This window comes from Pseudomonas sp. DW-iso17, assembly GCF_058725345.1.
On sequence record NZ_JBZXEA010000011.1, the window covers coordinates 1 to 20,368 of the forward strand.

The window sequence follows — 20,368 nt, forward strand, 5'->3', positions numbered from 1 at the left end:
TTTCGACTGCGCCGGAAGTGGGGCGAATTATAGACAGATATAATTCGCCGTCAACACCTATTTCAGACTTATTCGGATTTGAGCGTAATTCGCGCAAATGCCTTCTTGCCCGCCTGGCAAACGTGAGTGGCGCCCAGCTCGTATATAAAGGTGCGATCAACCACCTCACCATCTATACGCACACCGCCGGACCCCAAAAGATCACGCGCGACCGCTGAATTCTTCACTAGGCCAGCTTTATTAAGCACAGCGGCAATCGGCATCGCCTCGGCAGCAGTCAGCTCAATCTCGGGCAGATCGTCAGGCAGCTCGCCATCTTTCATGCGATTACCTGCCGCACGGTGAGCGCTGGCCGCAGCCTCCTCACCATGGAAACGCGCAACGATTTCTTCAGCCAGCTTAATCTTCACATCGCGAGGATTAGCGCCCGCCTCGACATCCGCACGCAGCCCATTGATCTCGTCCATCGAGCGGAAGCTCAACAGCTCGAAGTAGCGCCACATCAGCGCATCCGGAATAGATACTAGCTTGCCGTACATCACACCCGGCGCTTCCTGGATACCGACATAGTTACCCAGGGACTTGGACATCTTCTTGACGCCATCCAAGCCCTCCAGCAATGGCATGGTCAGAATGCACTGAGCCTCCTGACCATAGGCGCGCTGCAATTCACGCCCCATCAGCAGGTTGAACTTCTGATCGGTGCCACCCAGCTCGACATCCGCACGCAGCGCCACCGAGTCGTACCCTTGAACCAGCGGGTAAAGGAACTCATGAATGGCGATTGGCTGATTGGTCGAGTAGCGCTTGTCGAAGTCATCGCGCTCGAGCATGCGCGCCACAGTGTACTGGGACGTCAGGCGAATGAAATCTGCCGGCCCCATTTTGTCCATCCAGGTGGAGTTGAACGCCACCTCGGTCTTGGCCGGGTCAAGAATCTTGAATACCTGGGTCTTATAGGTCTCGGCATTATCGAGCACCTGTTCGCGAGTCAGCGGCGGGCGCGTAGCGCTCTTGCCGCTTGGATCACCGATCATCCCGGTGAAGTCACCTATAAGGAAGATGACCTGATGGCCCAACTCCTGGAACTGACGCAGCTTATTAATAAGCACGGTATGACCCAGGTGCAGATCCGGCGCGGTCGGATCAAAGCCAGCCTTGATACGCAGGGGTTGGCCACGCTTGAGCTTTTCGATCAGCTCGGCCTCGACCAACAGTTCTTCCGCACCACGTTTTATCAGCGCTAGCTGCTCTTCAACCGACTTCATAACAGACCCGCAAGGCTCAGATTCAAAAGGGAACCAACCATACAAGATCAGGGACTAATTACAAGTTTTGCCCTGCGCACGGACACCGTTCAGCAAGCCCAGCGTTCGCGAGCTTGCGCCACAGATGATTTGGTTATATTTTATACAGTTATTTCATCTTCATCATGTCATTCATCTTTTCCATTTCATCTTCAAAGTCAAAATTACTTATGACCACTGAACCGTCTAAAGCGCCGCCGCTTTACCCGAAGACCCACCTGCTCGCCGCAAGTGGTATCGCCGCCCTTCTCAGCCTGGCACTGTTGGTATTCCCTTCCAGTGACGTTGAAGCCAAACGAACATCCCTGAGCCTCGATCTGGAAAGCCCAGTTGAACAACTGACACAAGATCAAGACGCTTCCGACGCTCAACAAGCCACAAACACTGCAACTGAGTCACCTTTCGCACAGATCGAAAGCACTCCCGAAGACACCCAGCAAGCCGCCCAGGAAGCACCTGCAGCAGCCGCAGCCAAGAATCCCCAGCATCGCGAAGTCATCGTGGGCAAAGGCGATACACTATCTACCCTGTTCGAAAAGGTTGGGTTGCCTGCCGCCGCTGTAAATGAAGTGCTCGCCAGCGATAAGCAAGCCAAGCAATTCACTCAGCTCAAACGTGGCCAGAAGCTTGAATTTGAGCTGACGCCAGACGGCCAGTTGAACAACCTGCACACCAGCATCAGTGACCTGGAAAGTATCAGCCTGAGCAAAGGCGCCAAAGGCTTCGCATTCAACCGAATCACCACCAAACCCGTCATGCGTTCCGCCTACGTACACGGCGTGATCAACAGCTCCCTGTCGCAATCGGCCGCGCGTGCGGGCCTCTCGCATAGCATGACCATGGACATGGCCAGCGTATTTGGCTACGACATCGACTTCGCTCAGGACATCCGTCAAGGCGACGAATTCGACGTGATCTACGAGCAGAAAGTAGCCAACGGAAAAGTGGTCGGCACTGGCAACATTCTGTCTGCACGCTTCACCAACCGTGGCAAAACCTACACCGCCGTGCGCTACACCAACAAACAGGGCAACAGCAGCTACTACACAGCTGATGGCAACAGCATGCGCAAGGCCTTCATCCGTACCCCCGTTGACTTTGCCCGTATTAGCTCGCGTTTCTCCATGGGCCGCAAGCATCCAATTCTGAACAAAATTCGCGCGCACAAGGGTGTCGACTATGCCGCGCCGCGTGGCACGCCAATCAAAGCGGCAGGCGACGGCAAGGTCTTGTTGGCGGGGCGTCGTGGTGGTTACGGCAATACGGTGATCATCCAGCACGGCAACACGTACCGCACGCTGTACGGCCACATGCAAGGTTTTGCCAAGGGCGTCAAGACTGGCGGCAACGTGAAACAGGGCCAAGTGATCGGTTACATCGGTACCACCGGCCTCTCCACCGGCCCGCACTTGCACTATGAGTTCCAGGTCAACGGCGTACACGTCGACCCACTGGGCCAGAAGCTCCCAATGGCTGACCCGATTGCCAAGGCCGAACGCGCGCGCTTCATGCAGCAGAGCCAGCCGCTGATGGCACGGATGGATCAAGAGCGCTCCACCTTGCTGGCTTCGGCGAAGCGTTAAGGTATGCCGCTCTATATCGGTGTGATGTCCGGGACCAGCCTCGACGGCCTGGATATCGCCCTTATCGAACAAGGCGCGGCGATCAATCTGATCGCCACTCGCTATATCCCAATGCCCGACGCCTTGCGCACAGAACTGCTGAGCCTATGCGCCAGCGGCCCGGATGAAATCGCCCGTTCGGCAATTGCCCAGCAGCAATGGGTGACGCTCGCTGCACAAGGGATCATCGCCTTGCTGGAGCAACAAAACCTCAAGCCTCAGGACATTCGGGCGATTGGTAGTCATGGCCAGACGATTCGCCATGAACCCGCCCGAGGCTTCACCGTTCAGATCGGCAACCCTGCCCTACTCACCGAACTGACAGGCATCACTGTCGTCAGCGACTTCCGCAGCCGCGATGTCGCTGCCGGCGGCCAAGGCGCTCCTTTGGTTCCAGCCTTTCATGAAGCCTTGTTCGGCGAGCAGACGGGCAATCGCGCGGTATTGAATGTCGGCGGGTTCAGCAACCTCAGCCTGATCGAGACGGGCAAGCCTGTCGCCGGTTTCGACTGCGGCCCGGGGAACGTGCTGCTCGATGCCTGGATTCACCTGCAGCGCGGCGAACACTTTGATCGGGACGGGCAATGGGCGGCCAGCGGCAAGGTCCAGCCCCAGCTGCTCAATACGCTGCTCAGCGATCCGTTCTTCATGACCAAAGGCCCGAAAAGCACGGGCCGAGAGGTGTTCAACCTGGCCTGGCTGCAGCAGCACCTTGGCCGTTTGCCCACCTTTGAACCCCAAGACGTACAGGCCACCCTGCTGGAGCTGACGGCTCTGACCATCGTCGAGTCCCTGCAAAGCGCCCAGACTGACACGACAACCTTGCTGATCTGCGGCGGCGGCGCCCATAACGGGGCACTGATGGGCAGGCTGACAACGTTGCTGCCTTCCACCCATGTCAGCACTACAGCGGCCTATGGCGTAGACCCTGACTGGGTAGAGGCAATGGCCTTCGCCTGGCTGGCCCATTGCTGCCTTGAAGGCATTGCCGCCAATCGCCCCAGCGTCACTGGCGCACGCGGGCTTCGAGTGCTTGGCGCGATCTACCCCGCCTGAATCCCAGACAGCAAAACGCCGCTTGGCCCGTAAAAGCCAAGCGGCGTTTTTGTATCTGCTACCGATCAGATCGAGAACGAAGACCCGCAACCACATGTCGTGGTGGCATTAGGGTTCTTGATCACGAAACGCGAGCCTTCCAGACCTTCCTGATAATCCACCTCGGCACCTGCCAGGTATTGGAAGCTCATCGGATCCACGACCAGGCTTACACCCTCGCGCTCAACGATAGTGTCGTCATCGGCCACATCTTCATCGAAGGTAAAACCGTACTGAAACCCTGAACAACCGCCGCCCGTAACGAATACGCGCAGCTTCAAGCGATCATTACCCTCTTCATCGACCAGGCTCTTCACCTTGTGCGCAGCACCGTGGGTGAATTGCAAAGCCGTGGGGGTGAAGGACTCAACGCTCATGCTGATAATCTCCCGGCGTAGCGCCGCCATATGCGTAATGGCGGGTATTATCCGCTTCTCCTAGAAAAGCGGTCAACTATTGTTACGGTATATCAATCCGCCCAGCGACCATTAAAAATGCAAAAGGCCCGATCAAAGGGCCTTTTGCGCAACGGTGATCCCGCGCTAAGGCAACATCCCCGCGTGGGACAGGCCCAACTTCTCGTCCAGGCCGAACAGGATATTCATGTTCTGCACCGCCTGGCCCGAAGCGCCCTTGACCAAATTGTCGATCACCGACAACACCACCACCAGGTCGCCATCCTGCGGACGATGCACCGCAATACGGCACACATTGGCACCACGCACGCTGCGCGTTTCCGGATGGCTGCCGGCCGGCATCACATCGACGAACGGCTCATTGGCATAACGTTTTTCAAACAACGCCTGCAGGTCTACCGAGCGATCAGTGACAGTCGCATACAGCGTGGAGTGAATCCCGCGGATCATCGGCGTCAGGTGCGGCACGAAGGTCAGACCCACATCCTGGCCGGCAGCGCGGCGCAGGCCCTGGCGAATTTCCGGCAAGTGACGATGACCTTTTACCGCATAGGCTTTCATGCTTTCCGACGTTTCGGAGTATAGAGAACCGACCGCTGCGCCACGGCCCGCACCACTGACGCCCGACTTACAGTCGGCGATCAGCCGCGACGCATCCGCCAGGCCAGCTTCCAGCAATGGCAGGAAGCCCAATTGCGTCGCCGTCGGATAGCAACCCGGCACCGCAATCAGGCGTGCTTGCTTGATCTGCTCGCGATTGACTTCCGGCAGGCCGTAAACCGCCTCTTCCAACAGCTGCGGCGCACCATGGGGCTGGCCGTACCACTTGGCCCACTCGTCGGCATCTTGCAGGCGGAAGTCTGCCGACAAGTCGATAACCTTGGTACCGGCCGCCAGCAACTCACCGGCCAGAGCATGGGCGACACCGTGAGGCGTGGCGAAGAACACCACGTCGCAGGCACCCAGAGTCTTGGTGTCCGGCACACTGAACGCCAGACCGTCATAGTGGCCTCGCAGGTTCGGGTACATATCGGCCACGGCCAGCCCGGCTTCGGATCGGGAAGTGATGACCACCACCTCAGCTTGCGGATGCTGAGCCAACAGACGCAGCAATTCGACACCGGTGTAACCCGTGCCGCCGACGATACCGACCTTGACCATAAACCTGCCCTCAACGAACCCACTGGAAAGCCGTCGATAATAGGGGCCGTATCGTCCTGCGACAACCGTCAACGTGACGTACGGGCGCATGAGCCACTACTATCTTCGCTACCGTGAACCTGGGAATAACTAAAATGCTCTATCTATGGGTCAAAGCCTTCCATATCGTCAGCATCGTTTGCTGGTTTGCCGGGCTGTTCTACCTGCCGCGCCTGTTCGTCTACCACGCCCAAAGCGAAGACACCGTCAGCAAGGAACGCTTCAGCATCATGGAGCGCAAGTTGTACCGGGGCATCATGGGCCCTGCGATGGTTGCCACACTGGTCTTCGGCATCTGGATGCTGGCCCTCAACCCCGGCATTTTCCAGTCGGGCGCCTGGATCCACGCCAAGTTGACCCTGGTCGTCCTGCTGATTGGCTACCATCACATGTGCGGCGCACAGGTAAAGCGCTTCGCCCGTGGCGAAAACACCCGCAGCCATGTCTTTTATCGCTGGTTCAATGAAGTCCCGGTTCTGATATTGCTGGCTATCGTAATTTTGGTCGTGGTCAAACCGTTCTAACGTCAATTACTCGGGGAACCTCCAATGTCGCTGCCCGCTCTGCTGGAACAACGTCTGCGCCTGCCCGTGGTGGCCGCGCCGATGTTTCTGATCTCTAATCCGCAACTGGTCCTGGCCTGCTGTCGCAACGGGGTAGTTGGGAGTTTCCCGGCGCTCAACCAACGCGAAAGCAGTGGCTTCAAGGCCTGGCTGGAAGAAATCGAAGCGGGCCTGGCTCAGTTGGACAACCCTGCGCCCTATGCCGTGAACCTGATCGTGCACAACAGCAACCCGCGCCTGGAGGCAGACCTGGCGATCTGCGTCGAGCACAAGGTGCCCATCGTCATCACCAGTCTCGGTGCGGTAAAGGAGTTGGTGGACGCGGTTCATAGCTACGGCGGCCTGGTATTTCATGACGTCACTACCCGGCGCCATGCCGAGAAAGCCGCTGAAGCGGGTGTTGATGGCCTCATTGCCGTCGCCGCTGGTGCGGGTGGCCACGCTGGCACCTGGAGCCCCTTTTCACTGATTGCCGAAATTCGCCAGTTCTTCGACAAAACCCTACTGCTGGCGGGCTGCCTTAACCATGGGCACGAAATCCTCGCCGCCCAGGTGCTGGGGGCAGACCTGGCATATTTCGGCACGCGCTTTATCGGCACCACCGAAAGCCAGGCACCGGATGCGTATAAGGAGATGCTGCTCACATCGCGCGCCGCCGACATCGTGCACACTCCAGCGGTCTCCGGCGTACCTGCCAGCTTCATGCGCCAGAGCCTGGAAAATGCCGGGTTTGACCTCGCTGCGCTTCAAGGCAAAGGTGAAGTCAACTTCGGTTCCAAGCTCAAGCCATTGAGCGATGAGGCCAAAGCGTGGAAAACTGTATGGTCTGCTGGCCAAGGCGTCGGTGAGATCAATGATGTACCCAGTGTGGATGACCTCGTTGCCCGCCTGGATGCCGAATACCGCAAAGCACGCGAGCACGCCGCGCAACTGCGCTGGCCACGCTGACCCACTGGCAGGCCTGCCGATTGGACAGGCCTGCATACTCTCCCTGATTAAGTGACAAGGATGCCCGCATGAGCGACAGCCGTTTCAAGATTGTGTTTGACGGAGCCTTGCGCCCAGGTGTCGAAAGCACCACCGCCAAGCTGAACCTCGCCGAGTTATTCAAAAGCGATGTTGAAGCGATCGAAAAGCTCTTCACCGGCCGCCCCGTCGCGCTCAAGCGCGACCTGTCCCACCCCGACGCGCAAACTTACCTCACGGCACTGCACAACGCCGGGGTCGACGCTCGCATCGAGGCCGAACAACCTGTGGCATTCAGCCTGGCAGAAACCCACGAAACAAGCTCGTCAACCGCTGACCGCGCCGCCGCCTCACCTTATGCTCCCCCACGCGCTGCCGTTGGCGACGACCTGCCGGAGTTCGCAACCCTCAAGGTCTTCACCATCCACGGGCGCATCGGGCGCCTGCGCTACCTGGCCTGGACGCTGGCACTGACCGTCGCGATGTTGGTGGCAGCGGGCATCATCAGTACGGTGGGCTTCGCGGTGGCGACAGCCTCGCCAACCATCGCCATCATTATTGGCTCACTGCTGGGTTTCGCGCTGTTTGTGGCACTGGTAGTGGTGAGCGTGCAAATCGGCGTGCAGCGCCTGCATGACCTGGGCTGGTCTGGCTGGCTGTACCTGCTCAACCTAGTTCCGCTGGTTAACAGTGTTTTCCCGCTGCTGTTGCTGGTATTGCCAGGCAACACGGGCGCCAACCAATACGGCGCGCCACCACCACGCAACTCCACTGCGGTGAAAATCCTGGCCTCGCTGTGGCTGGCGTTCATTCCCTTGATGCTCATCATCGTCGTCACCCTGGGCATGAACGGCTACCTGGACCAGCTTGAAGCCAACATGGACAGCAGCTACGAAAGCAGCTCCATCACCTCCGATGCAGACGCCGATCAAAGCGCTATCGTTGACGAAGCCGCAGCGCAAAGTGCTGACGATGCAGCCGAACCTGTAGACTCTCCAGAACAGTGAAGAAACGCCCGCCGCCTGTGACGCACTGTCATGGGCCGGCGGCGTTGCGATGGAGAAAGGCATGACCCGTTACGCTCTGATCACCGGCGCCTCCAGTGGCATCGGCCTGGCATTGGCCGAAGCCTTGGCACGGCGTGGCCGTAGCTTGATTCTGGTGGCCCGCCAGCGTGATCAGTTGGAAAGCATTGCATTGGAATTGACCCAACGCTTCGGCGTCGAGGTACTGTTTCGCGCCTGTGATTTGGGCGAGCCGCTGCGCTTGTCCGGCTTTTTGCTGGAGCTCGAAGAGGGTGAGCGACAGATCGACCTGTTGGTCAACTGCGCCGGCATCGGCACCAGCGGGCCGTTCCTGGCCCAGGACTGGATGACCGAGCAGGACCTCATCGAAGTCAACATCCTGGCCTTGACCCGCATGTGCCACGCACTGGGCAATGCCATGGCCCTGCATGGCGGCGGGCAAATCCTCAATGTGGCTTCGGTCGCGGCCTTCCAGCCTGGGCCGTGGATGAGCAGCTACTACGCCAGCAAAGCCTACGTGCTGCACTTCTCCGAAGGGTTGCGCGAGGAATTGAAGACCTGCGGCATCAAGGTTTCAGTGCTGTGCCCTGGCCCTACGCGCACCGCATTCTTCGGCACCGCGCAGATGGATACGGCGAAACTCGACCGCAGCCAGCAACTGATGAGCCCGGAAGAAGTCGCGCTCTACACCGTGCGGGCGCTGGAAAAGAACAAGGCCATCATCATTCCCGGGCGCCGCAATCGTTGGCTGACGTTCAGCCCACGCCTGAGCCCCCGCTGGCTGACCCGCAAAATTGCCGGTGCCATCAACAAGGCCTATTGCCCGCGCTGACGGCCTACGTACACTTACCTCACTTTTCACGATGGAGATACAGCTGTGGATACTCTGTTCACCAAGATCATCAACAGGGAAATACCGGCGAAGATCATCTATGAAGATGACCAAGTCCTGGCTTTTCACGATATCGCCCCCCAGGCACCAGTGCACTTCCTGGTTATCCCGAAAAAACCCATTCGTACCCTCAACGACCTGACCGAGGACGATAAGGCGCTGGCCGGCCATATCCTGTTCACCGCCCAACGCCTGGCCGTGGAACAAGGCTGCGAAAAAGGCTTTCGTGTGGTGATGAATTGCAATGAAGACGGCGGGCAAACCGTTTACCACATCCATATGCACGTGCTGGGTCAGCGCCAGATGAACTGGCCACCGGGCTGAGTGCACAAGGGCAAATTGACTCAGCACAAACGCTGGACGCTCTCTTGCGGTAAACTGGCCGCCGAGATTCTTCCCGGAGGTCAGCATGACTACCCAACGTCACTACTCGCCGATTGACCGTCTGTTGCTGCAAGCCGACATGGCCATGCGCACCCTGCTGCCGTTCAGTGGCCAGCCCTACCGCCCATCGCCCGCCATCGTGCAGCCGGATGTACAGTTGAGCGAGACCGACACCCGTCACGTCGCAGGCCTGATGCGCATCAACCATACCGGTGAAGTCTGTGCCCAGGCGCTGTACCAGGGCCAGGCGCTGACCGCCAAGTTGCCGCAAGTGCGCGTGGCGATGGAGCATGCGGCCGAGGAAGAGATCGACCACCTGGCCTGGTGCGAACAACGCATCCGCCAGTTGGGCAGCCATCCCAGCGTGCTCAACCCACTGTTTTATGGCTTGTCGTTTGGTATCGGCGCGGCTGCCGGGCTGATCAGTGACAAAGTCAGCCTGGGGTTTGTGGCCGCGACAGAACATCAGGTGTGCAAGCACCTGGATGAACACCTGGAGCAACTGCCGGCCGAAGACGAAAAGTCACGGGCCATTCTTGAGCAGATGCGCATTGACGAAGAGCACCATGCAGAAAGCGCGCTGGACGCGGGCGGCTTCCGCTTTCCAGCCCCGGTACGGTTCGGCATGAGCCTGTTGGCCAAGGTCATGACCAAAAGCACTTATCGAATCTGAACCGAAAAAAGGGCGCCCGAAGCGCTCTTTCTTTTGCCTGCTGCAATCAACCCAGCTCGATGATTTCGTAGTCGTGGGTAATGACCACGCCCGCAGCCCCCAGCATGATCGATGCTGAGCAGTACTTCTCTGCCGACAGCTCGATGGCACGCTTGACCTGGGCTTCTTTCAGCGCCCGGCCCTTGACCACGAAATGCATATGGATCTTGGTAAAAACCTTGGGGTCTTCAGTGGCGCGTTCAGCTTCCAGGAAGGCTTCGCAGCTTTCTACGGCCTGGCGGGACTTCTTCAAGATGCTGACCACGTCAAAATTGCTGCAACCGCCCACACCCAGCAGCAACATTTCCATGGGGCGTACACCCAGGTTACGACCGCCGGCTTCCGGCGGACCGTCCATGACCACCACATGGCCGCTGCCCGACTCACCGAGGAACATGGCTTCGCCCGCCCATTGGATGCGTGCCTTCATCGCCCAGACTCCACTGCTAAAAAAGGGTCGCCAGCTTAGCACAGGGCCTTGAAACAACAGCGCTCTGCATAAATTCGATAAATGACAGCGTTTGCCGCTAAATTGGCTAATCGCGACAGAAGGTGTCTGGTAAGCTGGCGCCAAATGAATGGCGCATTGCCATGACTTGTACAGCGTATATCAATGAGATGCCGCTGGATAAAAACAACGCCAACTACACCGCGCAGTCTTTTCGGGATACAACCATGGTTGCTCTTACTCCCACACCCAAGATCAAGAACCTCGACAAGCTGTTGCTGCATTGCCAGCGCCGACGTCATCCGGCCAAGCACAACATCATCTGCGCCGGCGAGCGCTCAGAAACCCTGTTTTTCATCATCAAGGGCTCAGTCACCATCCTGATCGAGGATGAGGATGGCCGTGAGATGATCATTGCCTATCTCAACGCCGGAGACTTCTTCGGGGAGCTGGGTTTGTTTGAACAAGCAGGCAAAGAGCAGGAACGCAGTGCTTGGGTACGAGCCAAAGTTGAGTGCGAAGTGGCCGAAATCAGCTATGCAAAATTTCGCGAATTGGCCCAGCATGATCCGGACATCTTGTACGCCCTGAGCGGTCAGATCGCCCAGCGCCTGCGCGACACCACCCGCAAAGTCGGCGACCTGGCGTTCTTTGATGTCACCGGCCGCGTCGCTCGCTGCCTGTTGGACCTATGCAAGCAACCCGATGCCATGACCCATCCCGACGGCATGCAGATCAAAGTCACGCGCCAGGAGATCGGACGTATTGTCGGGTGTTCACGAGAAATGGTCGGCCGCGTGCTTAAGGACTTGGAAGAACGCAACTTGGTGCACGTCAAAGGCAAGACGATGGTGGTGTTCGGTACCCGTTAAACCGGCAGGAAGCCAGCCAGCATCTGACGGTACAACGTGTCGAGCCGACGGATCGCATCCGGCGCCGTAAACGCTTCGTGCAGTGCGATATGGCTATCGGCGCGAACCCGCTGCTCCAAACCGCAGGCTTGATTGAAGCGGTTGACCGCCGCAATCAATTGCTCACGATCATTCTCCAGCAACATCGCCCCGTGCACCAACCCGACCGGGCGGCCACCGCTTTGTCGCCAACGCTGGGCAGTGCCCACCATTTTGCGGCCATTGAGGTTGACGTTGTAACGGCCGTCGCAAAAGGCACCGTCAATTTCGCCGACGGACGCATCGCCACCCAACTCGATCAACAGATCACAAATCGGTTGGCACAAGCGCTGATAGCCGGTTTCGATGCGCCCCTGGTCGCTTTCACTGCGCGGTGGGGCATAGACCAGGGCGATATTGACCGTGGCGCCGGACTGCGGCACCGGCTCACCACCGGTTTCACGCAGCAATACCGGCCAACCCGCATCGGCCGAAACCTGGCTCGCCATCGCGAATGCCGGCAGCCGGCTCAAACGGCGCGGCATGACCAGTGCTTGGTCACTGGGCTGCCAGAACAGCAATCCGAATGCCTGCTCACCCGCGCAAACGGCTGCCAATAGGTCTTGCTCGGCGGCAAGGCCTGCTTCGACAGTCATGATCACGGGCTGGAGCATCGAACACCTACCTACCTGAATAAACACAAAACCAATGTGGGAGCTGGCTTGCCTGCGATAGCGGTGTGTCAGCTACACAGAGGTTGGCTGACCCGCCGCTATCGCAGGCAAGCCAGCTCCTACAGTTCCGAGCGTATTTCAAATCAGTCTAGTGTCGAACCGCTGATCGTCGTACCGCGCTCCGGGAAGAACAAGCGCTGCAGCTCCGCCCCCGGGTTCTCTGCGCGCATAAACGTCTCGCCCACCAGGAACGAGTACACGCCACTGATTTCCATCAGTTCCACATCGGCGCGGTTGACGATGCCACTCTCGGTAATCACCAGACGATCGCGCGGGATACGCGGCAGCAGGTCGAGGGTGGTTTCGAGGCTGACGTCGAAGGTATGCAGGTTACGGTTGTTGACGCCCACCAGCGGAGTATCGAGGGTCTTCAATGCGCGCTCCAGCTCGTCGCCGTCGTGTACTTCGACCAGCACGTCCAGGCCGACGCTTTTGGCCACGGCCGCCAGCTCGGCCATCTTCACGTCATCCAATGCGGAGACAATCAGCAACACGCAGTCGGCACCCAAGGCTCGGGCTTCAACGATCTGGTACGGGTCCACCATGAAATCCTTGCGGATCACCGGCAACTTGCACGCGGCGCGCGCCTGTTGCAGAAACAGGTCTGAACCTTGGAAGTAGTCGATATCCGTCAGTACGGACAGGCAAGTCGCCCCACCCTTCTCATAACTGGCGGCGATCTCGGCGGGTACAAAGTTCTCGCGAATCACCCCCTTGCTCGGCGAGGCTTTCTTAACCTCGGCGATCACGGCCGGCTGCTTGAGCTTGGCCTGGGCGATCAAGGCATTGGCAAAGCCGCGTGGTGCCTCGGCGCTTTTCGCCTGGGCTTCCAACTCGGCCAGGCCCACGCGGGCGCGGCGCTCGGCCACTTCTTCAGCCTTACGGGCCAGGATCTTTTCCAGAACAGTTGGCACACTCATCCTTCATTCTCCATCTTGAATACGGCGGTGAATGCTCCCAGCTCTTCGAGCTTCTCACGAGCCAGGCCGGTGTGCAGCGCATCGTGGGCCAAGGCGACACCTTCCTTGAGACTATAGGCATGGTCGGCGGCGTAAAGGGCTGCGCCAGCATTGAGCACAATCATTTCCGCAGCTTTCTGACCGTTTTCGGTCTTGCGACGCCCCAAGGCGTCACGAATCAGCTCCAGTGAAGCGGCCGGGCTTTCCACCGCCAGGCCGTGCAAGCTCTGGCTTTTCATACCCAGGTCTTCGGGCTCGACCCAATATTCGGTGACCTCGTCGTTCTTCAGCTCCGCCACGAAGGTCGGCGCCGCCAGGCTGAATTCGTCGAGGCCATCCTTGGAGTGCACCACCAGCACATGCTTGCTGCCCAAGCGTTGTAATACTTCGGCCAGCGGCCGGCACAGCGCCTGGCTGAACACGCCCACCACCTGATGCTTCACACCGGCCGGATTCGTAAGCGGGCCGAGCATGTTGAACAGGGTACGCAGGCCAAGGTCCTTGCGCGGGCCGGCAGCGTGCTTCATCGCGCCGTGATGGGACTGGGCAAACATGAAGCCGATACCAACGCTGTCAATGCAGCGCGCTACTTGCACCGGCGTGAGGTTCAGGTAAATACCGGCCGCTTCCAGCAAGTCGGCACTGCCGCTCTTGCCAGACACCGCGCGGTTCCCGTGCTTGGCGACGGTGCAACCAGCGGCGGCCACCACGAAGGATGAGGCGGTCGACACGTTGAAAATATTCGCACCGTCACCGCCGGTGCCCACTACATCGACGACGCCGTCGAGGGTCTTGAGTTCGACCTTATCCGCCAGCTCACGCATCACCGACACCGCACCGACGATTTCGTCGATGCTTTCGCTCTTCATGCGCATCGCCATCATAAAAGCGCCGATCTGAGCATCGGTGCATTGACCGGTCATGATCTCGCGCATCACATCGCTCATTTCCGCGGTGCTCAGGTCCAGATGGCCGACGATACGGCTCAGGGCAGTCTTGATATCCATGAAAAGTCCTTAGCGCGTGCCGCCGCTCTGCTTGAGAAAGTTGGCGAACAGCTCGTAGCCCTGCTCGGTCAGGATTGATTCAGGGTGAAATTGCACCCCTTCGACGTTCAGTGTCTTGTGGCGCAGGCCCATGATCTCGTCGACCGAGCCGTCTTCCAATTGGGTCCAGGCGGTCAGTTCCAGGCATTCGGGCAAGGTTTCACGCTTGACCACCAGAGAGTGGTAACGGGTCACGGTCACCGGCAGGTTCAAGCCATGGAATACACCCAAATCCCGATGGAACACCGGGCTGGTCTTGCCGTGCATGACCTCGCGCGCGCGCACCACATCACCGCCAAACGCCTGGCCGATGGACTGATGGCCCAGGCAGACGCCCAGGATCGGCAGCTTGCCGGCGAAATACTGGATAGCTTCCAGAGAGATGCCCGCCTCGGTCGGCGTGCACGGGCCAGGCGAAACCACGATGCGCTCGGGGTTCAGCGCAGCGATTTCAGCAACGGTAAGTTCATCGTTGCGCACCACCTTGACCTCGGCACCCAGTTCGCCCAGGTACTGCACAACGTTGTAGGTAAAGGAGTCGTAGTTATCAATCATCAGCAACATGTGGGTTCAAACCTCTTGAATTCACTGATTTCAAATGACCGCCTTCCAAGCGTGTGACCCGCTGCCAGACGCACGTTCCGGTTGCCAGGGTGAGTTGGCAAGGGGCGTCAGACAACGGGTGAAGAAGGCAAATCGGTACAGGTCCGGCCAGGCCGGCAGAGAAAAATGTCAGGCGCGCCAACGCCAACGGGCGTGTGCCTTGACTACTCGCATCAAGAGTTTGCTGATGATCAACACGGGGAGGGTCTCATTCATACGTTCAGGCACAGTAACGTAGGCTCGCCAGCGGTGCAATATGGAGCCGCAAATACGGGGACGCAACGTAGGTGGATTCCGGATTTCCCTACAGAAAATGCCAGAAATTTTGCTAGTGTTTCACTTCCGACATAAAAACAACCCAATGGAATCTTGCATGCTCAGACCAGCGTTTTTCGCGCCCCTTGCCGGCTGCCTCCTGTCATTGGCCTGCGCCCAGGCGTTCGCAGCCCCGTCACCTTATTCAACCATGGTGGTTTTCGGCGACAGCCTGGCGGATGCAGGCCAGTTTCCCGACGGTTCGGCCGGCGCCACATTGCGCTTTACCAACCGAACCGGGCCGACCTTCCAGGGTGAATACGGCCTGGTCTCATCGACCCTGCTGGGCACGAAACTGGGCGTCGCTCCCAACGACCTGAATGCTTCCACCTCACCGGTTCGCGCAGCCCAGGGTTTGCCAGACGGCAACAACTGGGCAGTGGGTGGCTACCGTACCGACAATATCCTCGAGTCCATTACCTCAGTCTCCAATGCTGCGATTCCCCCAGGCAACCCCGGGGGCGGCACTGTGTTGCGCAGTCGGCAGGGCTATCTGCCGGCTAATGGTGGGAGAGCCGACCCGAACGCACTTTACTTCCTTTCCGGTGGCGGCAATGACTTCCTGCAAGGCCGGGTACTCAGCCCCGCTCAAGCGGTCGCCGCCGGCGGCAGGCTGGCGGACAGCGCCCAGGCCCTGCAACAAGCCGGCGCGCGTTACATTATGGTGTGGATGCTACCCGACCTGGGCCTGACGCCGGCCATCAACGGCACCCCACAGCAAGCAGCGACTTCGGCCCTGAGCACTATTTTCAACCAGTCCCTGGTACAGCGTCTGTCACAAGTGGATGCGCAGGTTATCCCGCTGAACATCCCGCTGCTGTTGAACGAGGCCTTCGCCGATCCAGCGCGCTTCGGCCTAGCCACCGAGCAGAACCTGACGGGCACCTGCTTCAGCGGTAACAGTTGCACCGCCAACCCAACCTATGGCATCGGCGGCACCAACCCGGACCCAACCAAGCTGATCTACAACGACTCGGTCCACCCTACTGTGGCCGGGCAACGCTTGATTGCCGACTACGCCTATTCGCTACTCGCCGCGCCGTGGGAACTGACCTTGCTGCCGGAAATGGCCCAAGGCACATTGCGCGCCCACCAGGACGAGTTGCGTAACCAATGGCAAGCAGACAACGGCAGCTGGCAAGCCGTCGGCCAATGGCGCGCCATAGTGGCCGGCGGCGGCCAACGCCTGGATTTCGATGATCAGAGCAGCTCGGCCAGTGGCGACGGCAGCGGCTATAACCTGAATATCGGTGGCAGCTATCGGCTCGATGAAAACTGGCGCGTGGGCGTTGCCGCCGGCCTGTATCGGCAGACACTCGAAGCCGGCGCCAATGATTCAGACTACAAGCTCAACAGCTATATGGGCACGGCATTCGCTCAGTATCAGCAGAACCACTGGTGGGCCGATGCCGCATTGACCGGCGGCAAGCTGGACTTCGACAGCCTCAAACGCAAGTTTGCCCTGGGTATCAGCGAAGGCTCGGAGAAAGGTGACACCGATGGCTGGCTCTGGGCCCTGAGCGGCCGCGTGGGGTATGACATCGCCGCGCCGGGCAGCGACTGGCACCTCTCGCCGTTCATCAGCGCCGATTACGCGCGGGTTGAAGTCAATGGTTACTCGGAGAAAAGCAGCCGCTCCACCGCCCTGACCTTTGACGATCAACAACGCGACTCCAAACGCCTGGGCGTCGGCCTGCAAGGCAGCTACCGCATCACGCCGCAAACCCAGGTTTTTGGCGAAGTGGCCCACGAGCATGAGTTTGAAAATGACACCCAGAAGGTGAACATTTCGCTCAACAGCGTGCAGGGGATCGACTTCAAGCTCGACGGGTATACGCCTCGCAGTAATTCTGACCGCTTGAGCCTGGGTGTCAGCCACAAGCTGACTCAGGACCTGGCGTTGCGGGCGGCGTATAACGTGAGAAAGGATGACAACTTGACCCAGCAAGGCATCAATGTCGGAGTCAGTCTGGATTTCTAAATACTGCGCAAAATAAATGTGGGAGCTGGCTTGCCTGCGATGGCGGTGGATCAGTCACTGAATATCTCAAGTGACACACCGTCGTCGCGAGCAAGCCCGCTCCCACATTTTTTATTCCAGCTTTAGTCTTGTGGAGTTTGCTCTGCCAATGCCACGGCACGGAACATCGCCCGACGCTTGTTGAGGGTTTCTTCCCATTCAAGGGCCGGCACCGAGTCTGCCACAATCCCGCCACCAGCTTGCACATGCAGCTCGCCGTTCTTGATCACCGCCGTGCGGATCGCAATGGCGGTATCCATATTGCCGTTCCAGGCAAAATACCCGACGGCGCCGCCGTAGACACCACGCTTGACCGGCTCCAGTTCGTCGATAATTTCCATCGCACGGATCTTCGGCGCCCCCGACAATGTGCCCGCCGGCAAAATCGCTCGCAGGGCGTCCATCGCCGTCAGCCCGGCCTTCAGCTCGCCGGTGACGTTGGACACGATATGCATCACATTGGAATACCGTTCGATGACCATCTTCTCGGTCAGTTTCACCGAGCCGATTTCCGAGACACGCCCGGTGTCATTGCGCCCCAGGTCGATCAGCATCAGGTGTTCGGCAATTTCCTTTTCGTCGCTGAGCAGGTCTTCTTCCAGCGCCACGTCGGCTTCTTCGGTCGCCCCTCGGGGGCGCGTGCCGGCAATCGGGCGCACGGTGATCAGGTTGTCTTCAACCCGCACCAGCACTTCCGGCGAACTGCCCACGACGTGGAAGTCGCCGAAGTTGAAGAAGTACATATACGGCGTCGGGTTGAAGCAACGCAGTGCGCGGTACAGGTCAATCGGTGCCGCCTTGAAGTCGATGGACATGCGTTGCGACGGCACCACTTGCATGCAGTCACCGGCAAGGATGTATTCCTTGATGGTATCGACGGCGCGCTCGTAGTCATCCTGGGTAAAGCTTGAGCGGAACACCGGGTCGGCCGCCGGGGGGCGGCTGAGGTCCAGGCCGCGACGCGGGGTGATCGGCTGGCGAAGTTTTTCCAGCAACGCTTCCAGGTTGGCCTGGCCTTGTTCGAAGGCATCAGCCTGGGCGGGGTCGGCGAGGACAATCGCATGCATCTTGCCGGCGAGGTTGTCGAACACCACCACCGCGTCGGACACCATCAGCAAAATGTCCGGCACCCCCAGCGGGTCCGGGTTCGGGCATTTGCCCAGGCGTTTTTCCACATAGCGCACGCAGTCATAGCCGAAGTACCCCACCAGGCCGCCATTGAAGCGCGGCAGGCCAGCAATGGTCGGCACGTTGTAGCGCGCCTTGAAGGTTTCGACAAAGGCCAGCGGGTCTTCTACGTCATGGCTTTCGATCTCCACGCCGTCATGGGTGATGCTCACATGATGGTCGTGCACCCGCAGCACCGTGCGGCATGGCAGGCCAATGATCGAGTAACGGCCCCACTTCTCGCCGCCTTGTACCGACTCAAGCAGGTAAGAGTTGGGCTCATCGGCCAGCTTCAGGTAGATCGACAGCGGCGTATCGAAGTCGGCCAGGGTTTCGCAAGCCATGGGGATACGGTTGTAGCCGGCAGCGGCCAAACGCAGGAATTCTTCGCGGGTCATGAGGTGCCTCGTGGTGTGAGGGTCAAGTCAGGTAGGCAAACGTGCCGCACACGCGGCCAGGATCAGTCAGGCGCGCCAACGCCAGCGGGCCAGGGCCTTGATGACTTTCATCCAGAGTTTGCGAGTGACCACCACGATGGAATTTCCAGAAGGGGACGAATCAATGTCGGGCAACGTTATCTCAGCGCCCGCGCCCAAGCAACCGGGGATTAGCAGTCGCAGGTCATCAATGACCAGCGCGGGGGACTCCTCCGCAATCGGCCGGCCATGGTTGTAACCATAACTCAAGGCCACGCACTGCACGCCCGCCGCTTTAGCCGCCAGCACATCACTGCGCGAATCGCCGACAAACAGCGACTGAGACGCCGGAATATTGGCCATTTTCATTACGAAAAACAGGGCCGCAGGGTCTGGTTTTTTCTGCGGTAAAGTATCGCCGCCGATAATCCAGCGGAAATAGCGCCCGATTTTCATCTGGTCCAACAACGGCGCAACGAAGCGCTCCGGCTTGTTGGTGATCAGGGCCATTTCCACGCCCTGCTTGCTCAACCACTTGAGGGTGTCACGCACGCCGGGGTAAACCACGGTCAGTTCGTGGCTGCTTTCGTAAGCGGCATTGAACAGCTCCAAGGCATGTTCTGCCTCGACCTCATCCACGCCCGTGGCATCGATGTCGTTGGCCAGGGCCCGGCGCACCAACATCGGCGCGCCATTGCCGACCCACTTGCGCACTGACTCGATGCCTGCCGGTTTGCGCCCCAGCTTGAGCAGCATCTGGTCCACCGCGGCCGCCAGGTCGGGCACCGAGTCGATCAAGGTACCGTCCAGATCGAACATCACCAGCCGTGGCAATTTGCCGGGGAACAACTGCTCAAAACCGCTCATGGACGCGCCAGCGCCAGTTCGGCACGCATCTTGTCAATGACGGCCTGGTAGTCCGGGGCATTGAAAATAGCCGAGCCGGCCACGAAGGTATCGGCACCCGCTGCGGCGATCTCACGGATATTGTTGACGTTAACGCCGCCGTCAATCTCCAGGCGAATGTCACGCCCCGACGCATCAATCAGCGCACGGGCCTCACGCAGCTTGTTCAAGGTGCCAGGGATGAACTTCTGCCCGCCGAAGCCTGGGTTGACGCTCATCAGCAAGACCATGTCGACCTTGTCCATCACGTACTCAAGCACGCTCAGCGGAGTGGCCGGGTTGAATACCAGGCCCGCCTTGCAGCCGCCTTCGCGGATCAGTTGCAAGGTGCGGTCAACGTGCAATGTAGCTTCCGGGTGGAAGGTGATGTAAGTCGCACCCGCCTCGATGAAGTCACCGACGATACGGTCTACCGGACTGACCATCAGGTGCGCATCAATCGGCGCGGTGATGCCGTACTTGCGCAACGCGGCGCACACCATCGGGCCGATGGTCAGGTTGGGTACGTAGTGGTTGTCCATGACATCGAAGTGCACGAAGTCGGCACCGGCGGCCAACACCTTGTCCACTTCCTCACCCAGGCGGGCGAAGTCGGCAGAGAGAATCGATGGAGCAATGACGAAGGGCTGCATGACGCACCTTTTTTGAGCTAAATCACGATGGCGCGCATTGTATACCTCAT

At 59.2% G+C, this 20,368-nt stretch carries 21 protein-coding genes; 10 read left to right on the plus strand and 11 right to left on the minus strand.

Annotation, left to right across the window (positions count from 1 at the left end; translation table 11 throughout):
• Window positions 1-68: 68 nt before the first annotated feature.
• Window positions 69-1,268, minus strand: a complete 1,200-nt coding sequence (gene tyrS, locus AC4PS6_RS07890) for a tyrosine--tRNA ligase (protein ID WP_014720158.1) — start codon at window positions 1,266-1,268, stop codon at window positions 69-71.
• A 209-nt stretch (window positions 1,269-1,477) separates the two neighbouring features.
• On the opposite strand from tyrS, the gene AC4PS6_RS07895 reads away from it, so the two are divergent.
• Together AC4PS6_RS07895 and AC4PS6_RS07900 are read left to right on the plus strand one after the other, a co-directional pair.
• A complete protein-coding gene (locus AC4PS6_RS07895) occupies window positions 1,478-2,890 on the plus strand; it encodes a peptidoglycan DD-metalloendopeptidase family protein (RefSeq protein WP_014720159.1) in 1,413 nt (470 codons plus the stop codon).
• A 3-nt stretch (window positions 2,891-2,893) separates the two neighbouring features.
• Entirely contained in the window at window positions 2,894-3,985 is a 1,092-nt protein-coding gene (locus tag AC4PS6_RS07900; RefSeq protein ID WP_014720160.1) for an anhydro-N-acetylmuramic acid kinase, read from the plus strand.
• Between the two features lie 65 nt (window positions 3,986-4,050).
• Here the strand turns inward: AC4PS6_RS07900 and erpA are convergent, their stop codons facing one another.
• Both erpA and argC read right to left on the minus strand, forming a co-directional pair.
• Window positions 4,051-4,401 (minus strand): iron-sulfur cluster insertion protein ErpA, encoded by a 351-nt coding sequence (gene erpA / locus AC4PS6_RS07905; RefSeq protein WP_003176443.1) that lies wholly within the window; start codon window positions 4,399-4,401, stop codon window positions 4,051-4,053.
• Between the two features lie 165 nt (window positions 4,402-4,566).
• Window positions 4,567-5,601, minus strand: a complete 1,035-nt coding sequence (gene argC, locus AC4PS6_RS07910) for an N-acetyl-gamma-glutamyl-phosphate reductase (RefSeq protein ID WP_014720162.1) — start codon at window positions 5,599-5,601, stop codon at window positions 4,567-4,569.
• A gap of 134 nt (window positions 5,602-5,735) precedes the next feature.
• Here argC and hemJ point away from each other — a divergent pair, with 134 nt between their 5' ends.
• From hemJ to coq7, 6 genes are all read left to right on the plus strand, one after another.
• Entirely contained in the window at window positions 5,736-6,164 is a 429-nt protein-coding gene (gene hemJ / locus AC4PS6_RS07915; RefSeq protein WP_003194674.1) for a protoporphyrinogen oxidase HemJ, read from the plus strand.
• A 24-nt stretch (window positions 6,165-6,188) separates the two neighbouring features.
• Window positions 6,189-7,151 carry an NAD(P)H-dependent flavin oxidoreductase gene (locus AC4PS6_RS07920; protein ID WP_014720163.1) on the plus strand — a complete coding sequence of 321 codons (963 nt, stop codon included), beginning with the start codon at window positions 6,189-6,191 and terminating at the stop codon, window positions 7,149-7,151.
• A 68-nt stretch (window positions 7,152-7,219) separates the two neighbouring features.
• Window positions 7,220-8,176, plus strand: coding sequence for a DUF805 domain-containing protein (locus AC4PS6_RS07925; RefSeq protein ID WP_032903899.1), 957 nt, complete (start codon window positions 7,220-7,222; stop codon window positions 8,174-8,176).
• Between the two features lie 61 nt (window positions 8,177-8,237).
• Window positions 8,238-9,026 (plus strand): SDR family NAD(P)-dependent oxidoreductase, encoded by a 789-nt coding sequence (locus AC4PS6_RS07930; RefSeq protein WP_003194680.1) that lies wholly within the window; start codon window positions 8,238-8,240, stop codon window positions 9,024-9,026.
• A gap of 45 nt (window positions 9,027-9,071) precedes the next feature.
• Window positions 9,072-9,410 (plus strand): histidine triad nucleotide-binding protein, encoded by a 339-nt coding sequence (locus tag AC4PS6_RS07935; protein ID WP_003194682.1) that lies wholly within the window; start codon window positions 9,072-9,074, stop codon window positions 9,408-9,410.
• A gap of 85 nt (window positions 9,411-9,495) precedes the next feature.
• Window positions 9,496-10,143: a 2-polyprenyl-3-methyl-6-methoxy-1,4-benzoquinone monooxygenase gene (gene coq7 / locus AC4PS6_RS07940; protein WP_014720165.1), complete on the plus strand. Its 648-nt coding sequence runs from the start codon at window positions 9,496-9,498 to the stop codon at window positions 10,141-10,143.
• A gap of 46 nt (window positions 10,144-10,189) precedes the next feature.
• On the opposite strand, the gene AC4PS6_RS07945 is transcribed toward coq7, so the two are convergent.
• Complete coding sequence (locus AC4PS6_RS07945; protein ID WP_003194686.1) at window positions 10,190-10,612, minus strand: OsmC family protein; 423 nt, start codon at window positions 10,610-10,612, stop codon at window positions 10,190-10,192.
• A gap of 245 nt (window positions 10,613-10,857) precedes the next feature.
• Here AC4PS6_RS07945 and crp point away from each other — a divergent pair, with 245 nt between their 5' ends.
• Window positions 10,858-11,502: a cAMP-activated global transcriptional regulator CRP gene (crp, locus tag AC4PS6_RS07950; protein WP_014720166.1), complete on the plus strand. Its 645-nt coding sequence runs from the start codon at window positions 10,858-10,860 to the stop codon at window positions 11,500-11,502.
• On the opposite strand, the gene AC4PS6_RS07955 is transcribed toward crp, so the two are convergent.
• The 4 genes from AC4PS6_RS07955 to AC4PS6_RS07970 all read right to left on the minus strand — a co-directional run bounded on the left by AC4PS6_RS07955 (window position 11,499) and on the right by AC4PS6_RS07970 (window position 14,823).
• Complete coding sequence (locus AC4PS6_RS07955; protein WP_032903900.1) at window positions 11,499-12,194, minus strand: lipoate--protein ligase family protein; 696 nt, start codon at window positions 12,192-12,194, stop codon at window positions 11,499-11,501. The two genes, crp and AC4PS6_RS07955, sit on opposite strands and share 4 nt — an antisense overlap.
• Before the next feature lie 143 nt (window positions 12,195-12,337).
• Window positions 12,338-13,174, minus strand: a complete 837-nt coding sequence (trpC, locus tag AC4PS6_RS07960) for an indole-3-glycerol phosphate synthase TrpC (RefSeq protein ID WP_032903902.1) — start codon at window positions 13,172-13,174, stop codon at window positions 12,338-12,340.
• Window positions 13,171-14,220, minus strand: coding sequence for an anthranilate phosphoribosyltransferase (trpD, locus tag AC4PS6_RS07965; RefSeq protein WP_003194694.1), 1,050 nt, complete (start codon window positions 14,218-14,220; stop codon window positions 13,171-13,173). The genes trpC and trpD overlap by 4 nt, the downstream gene beginning before the upstream one ends.
• 9 nt (window positions 14,221-14,229) lie before the next feature.
• Window positions 14,230-14,823, minus strand: coding sequence for an aminodeoxychorismate/anthranilate synthase component II (locus AC4PS6_RS07970; RefSeq protein ID WP_014720169.1), 594 nt, complete (start codon window positions 14,821-14,823; stop codon window positions 14,230-14,232).
• Between the two features lie 412 nt (window positions 14,824-15,235).
• Between AC4PS6_RS07970 and estP the strand changes: the two genes are divergently transcribed.
• Window positions 15,236-17,158 (plus strand): esterase EstP, encoded by a 1,923-nt coding sequence (gene estP / locus AC4PS6_RS07975; RefSeq protein ID WP_103451800.1) that lies wholly within the window; start codon window positions 15,236-15,238, stop codon window positions 17,156-17,158.
• Window positions 17,159-17,280: 122 nt separating this feature from the next.
• Here estP and trpE read toward each other — a convergent pair whose 3' ends face one another.
• From trpE to rpe, 3 genes are all read right to left on the minus strand, one after another.
• Window positions 17,281-18,762: an anthranilate synthase component I gene (gene trpE / locus AC4PS6_RS07980; RefSeq protein WP_020302182.1), complete on the minus strand. Its 1,482-nt coding sequence runs from the start codon at window positions 18,760-18,762 to the stop codon at window positions 17,281-17,283.
• A 66-nt stretch (window positions 18,763-18,828) separates the two neighbouring features.
• The gene (locus AC4PS6_RS07985) at window positions 18,829-19,647 is read right to left on the minus strand and encodes a phosphoglycolate phosphatase (RefSeq protein WP_014720172.1); all 819 of its coding nucleotides are present in this window, start codon (window positions 19,645-19,647) and stop codon (window positions 18,829-18,831) included.
• Window positions 19,644-20,318 (minus strand): ribulose-phosphate 3-epimerase, encoded by a 675-nt coding sequence (rpe, locus tag AC4PS6_RS07990; protein WP_003194703.1) that lies wholly within the window; start codon window positions 20,316-20,318, stop codon window positions 19,644-19,646. The genes AC4PS6_RS07985 and rpe overlap by 4 nt, the downstream gene beginning before the upstream one ends.
• Window positions 20,319-20,368: the final 50 nt, after the last annotated feature.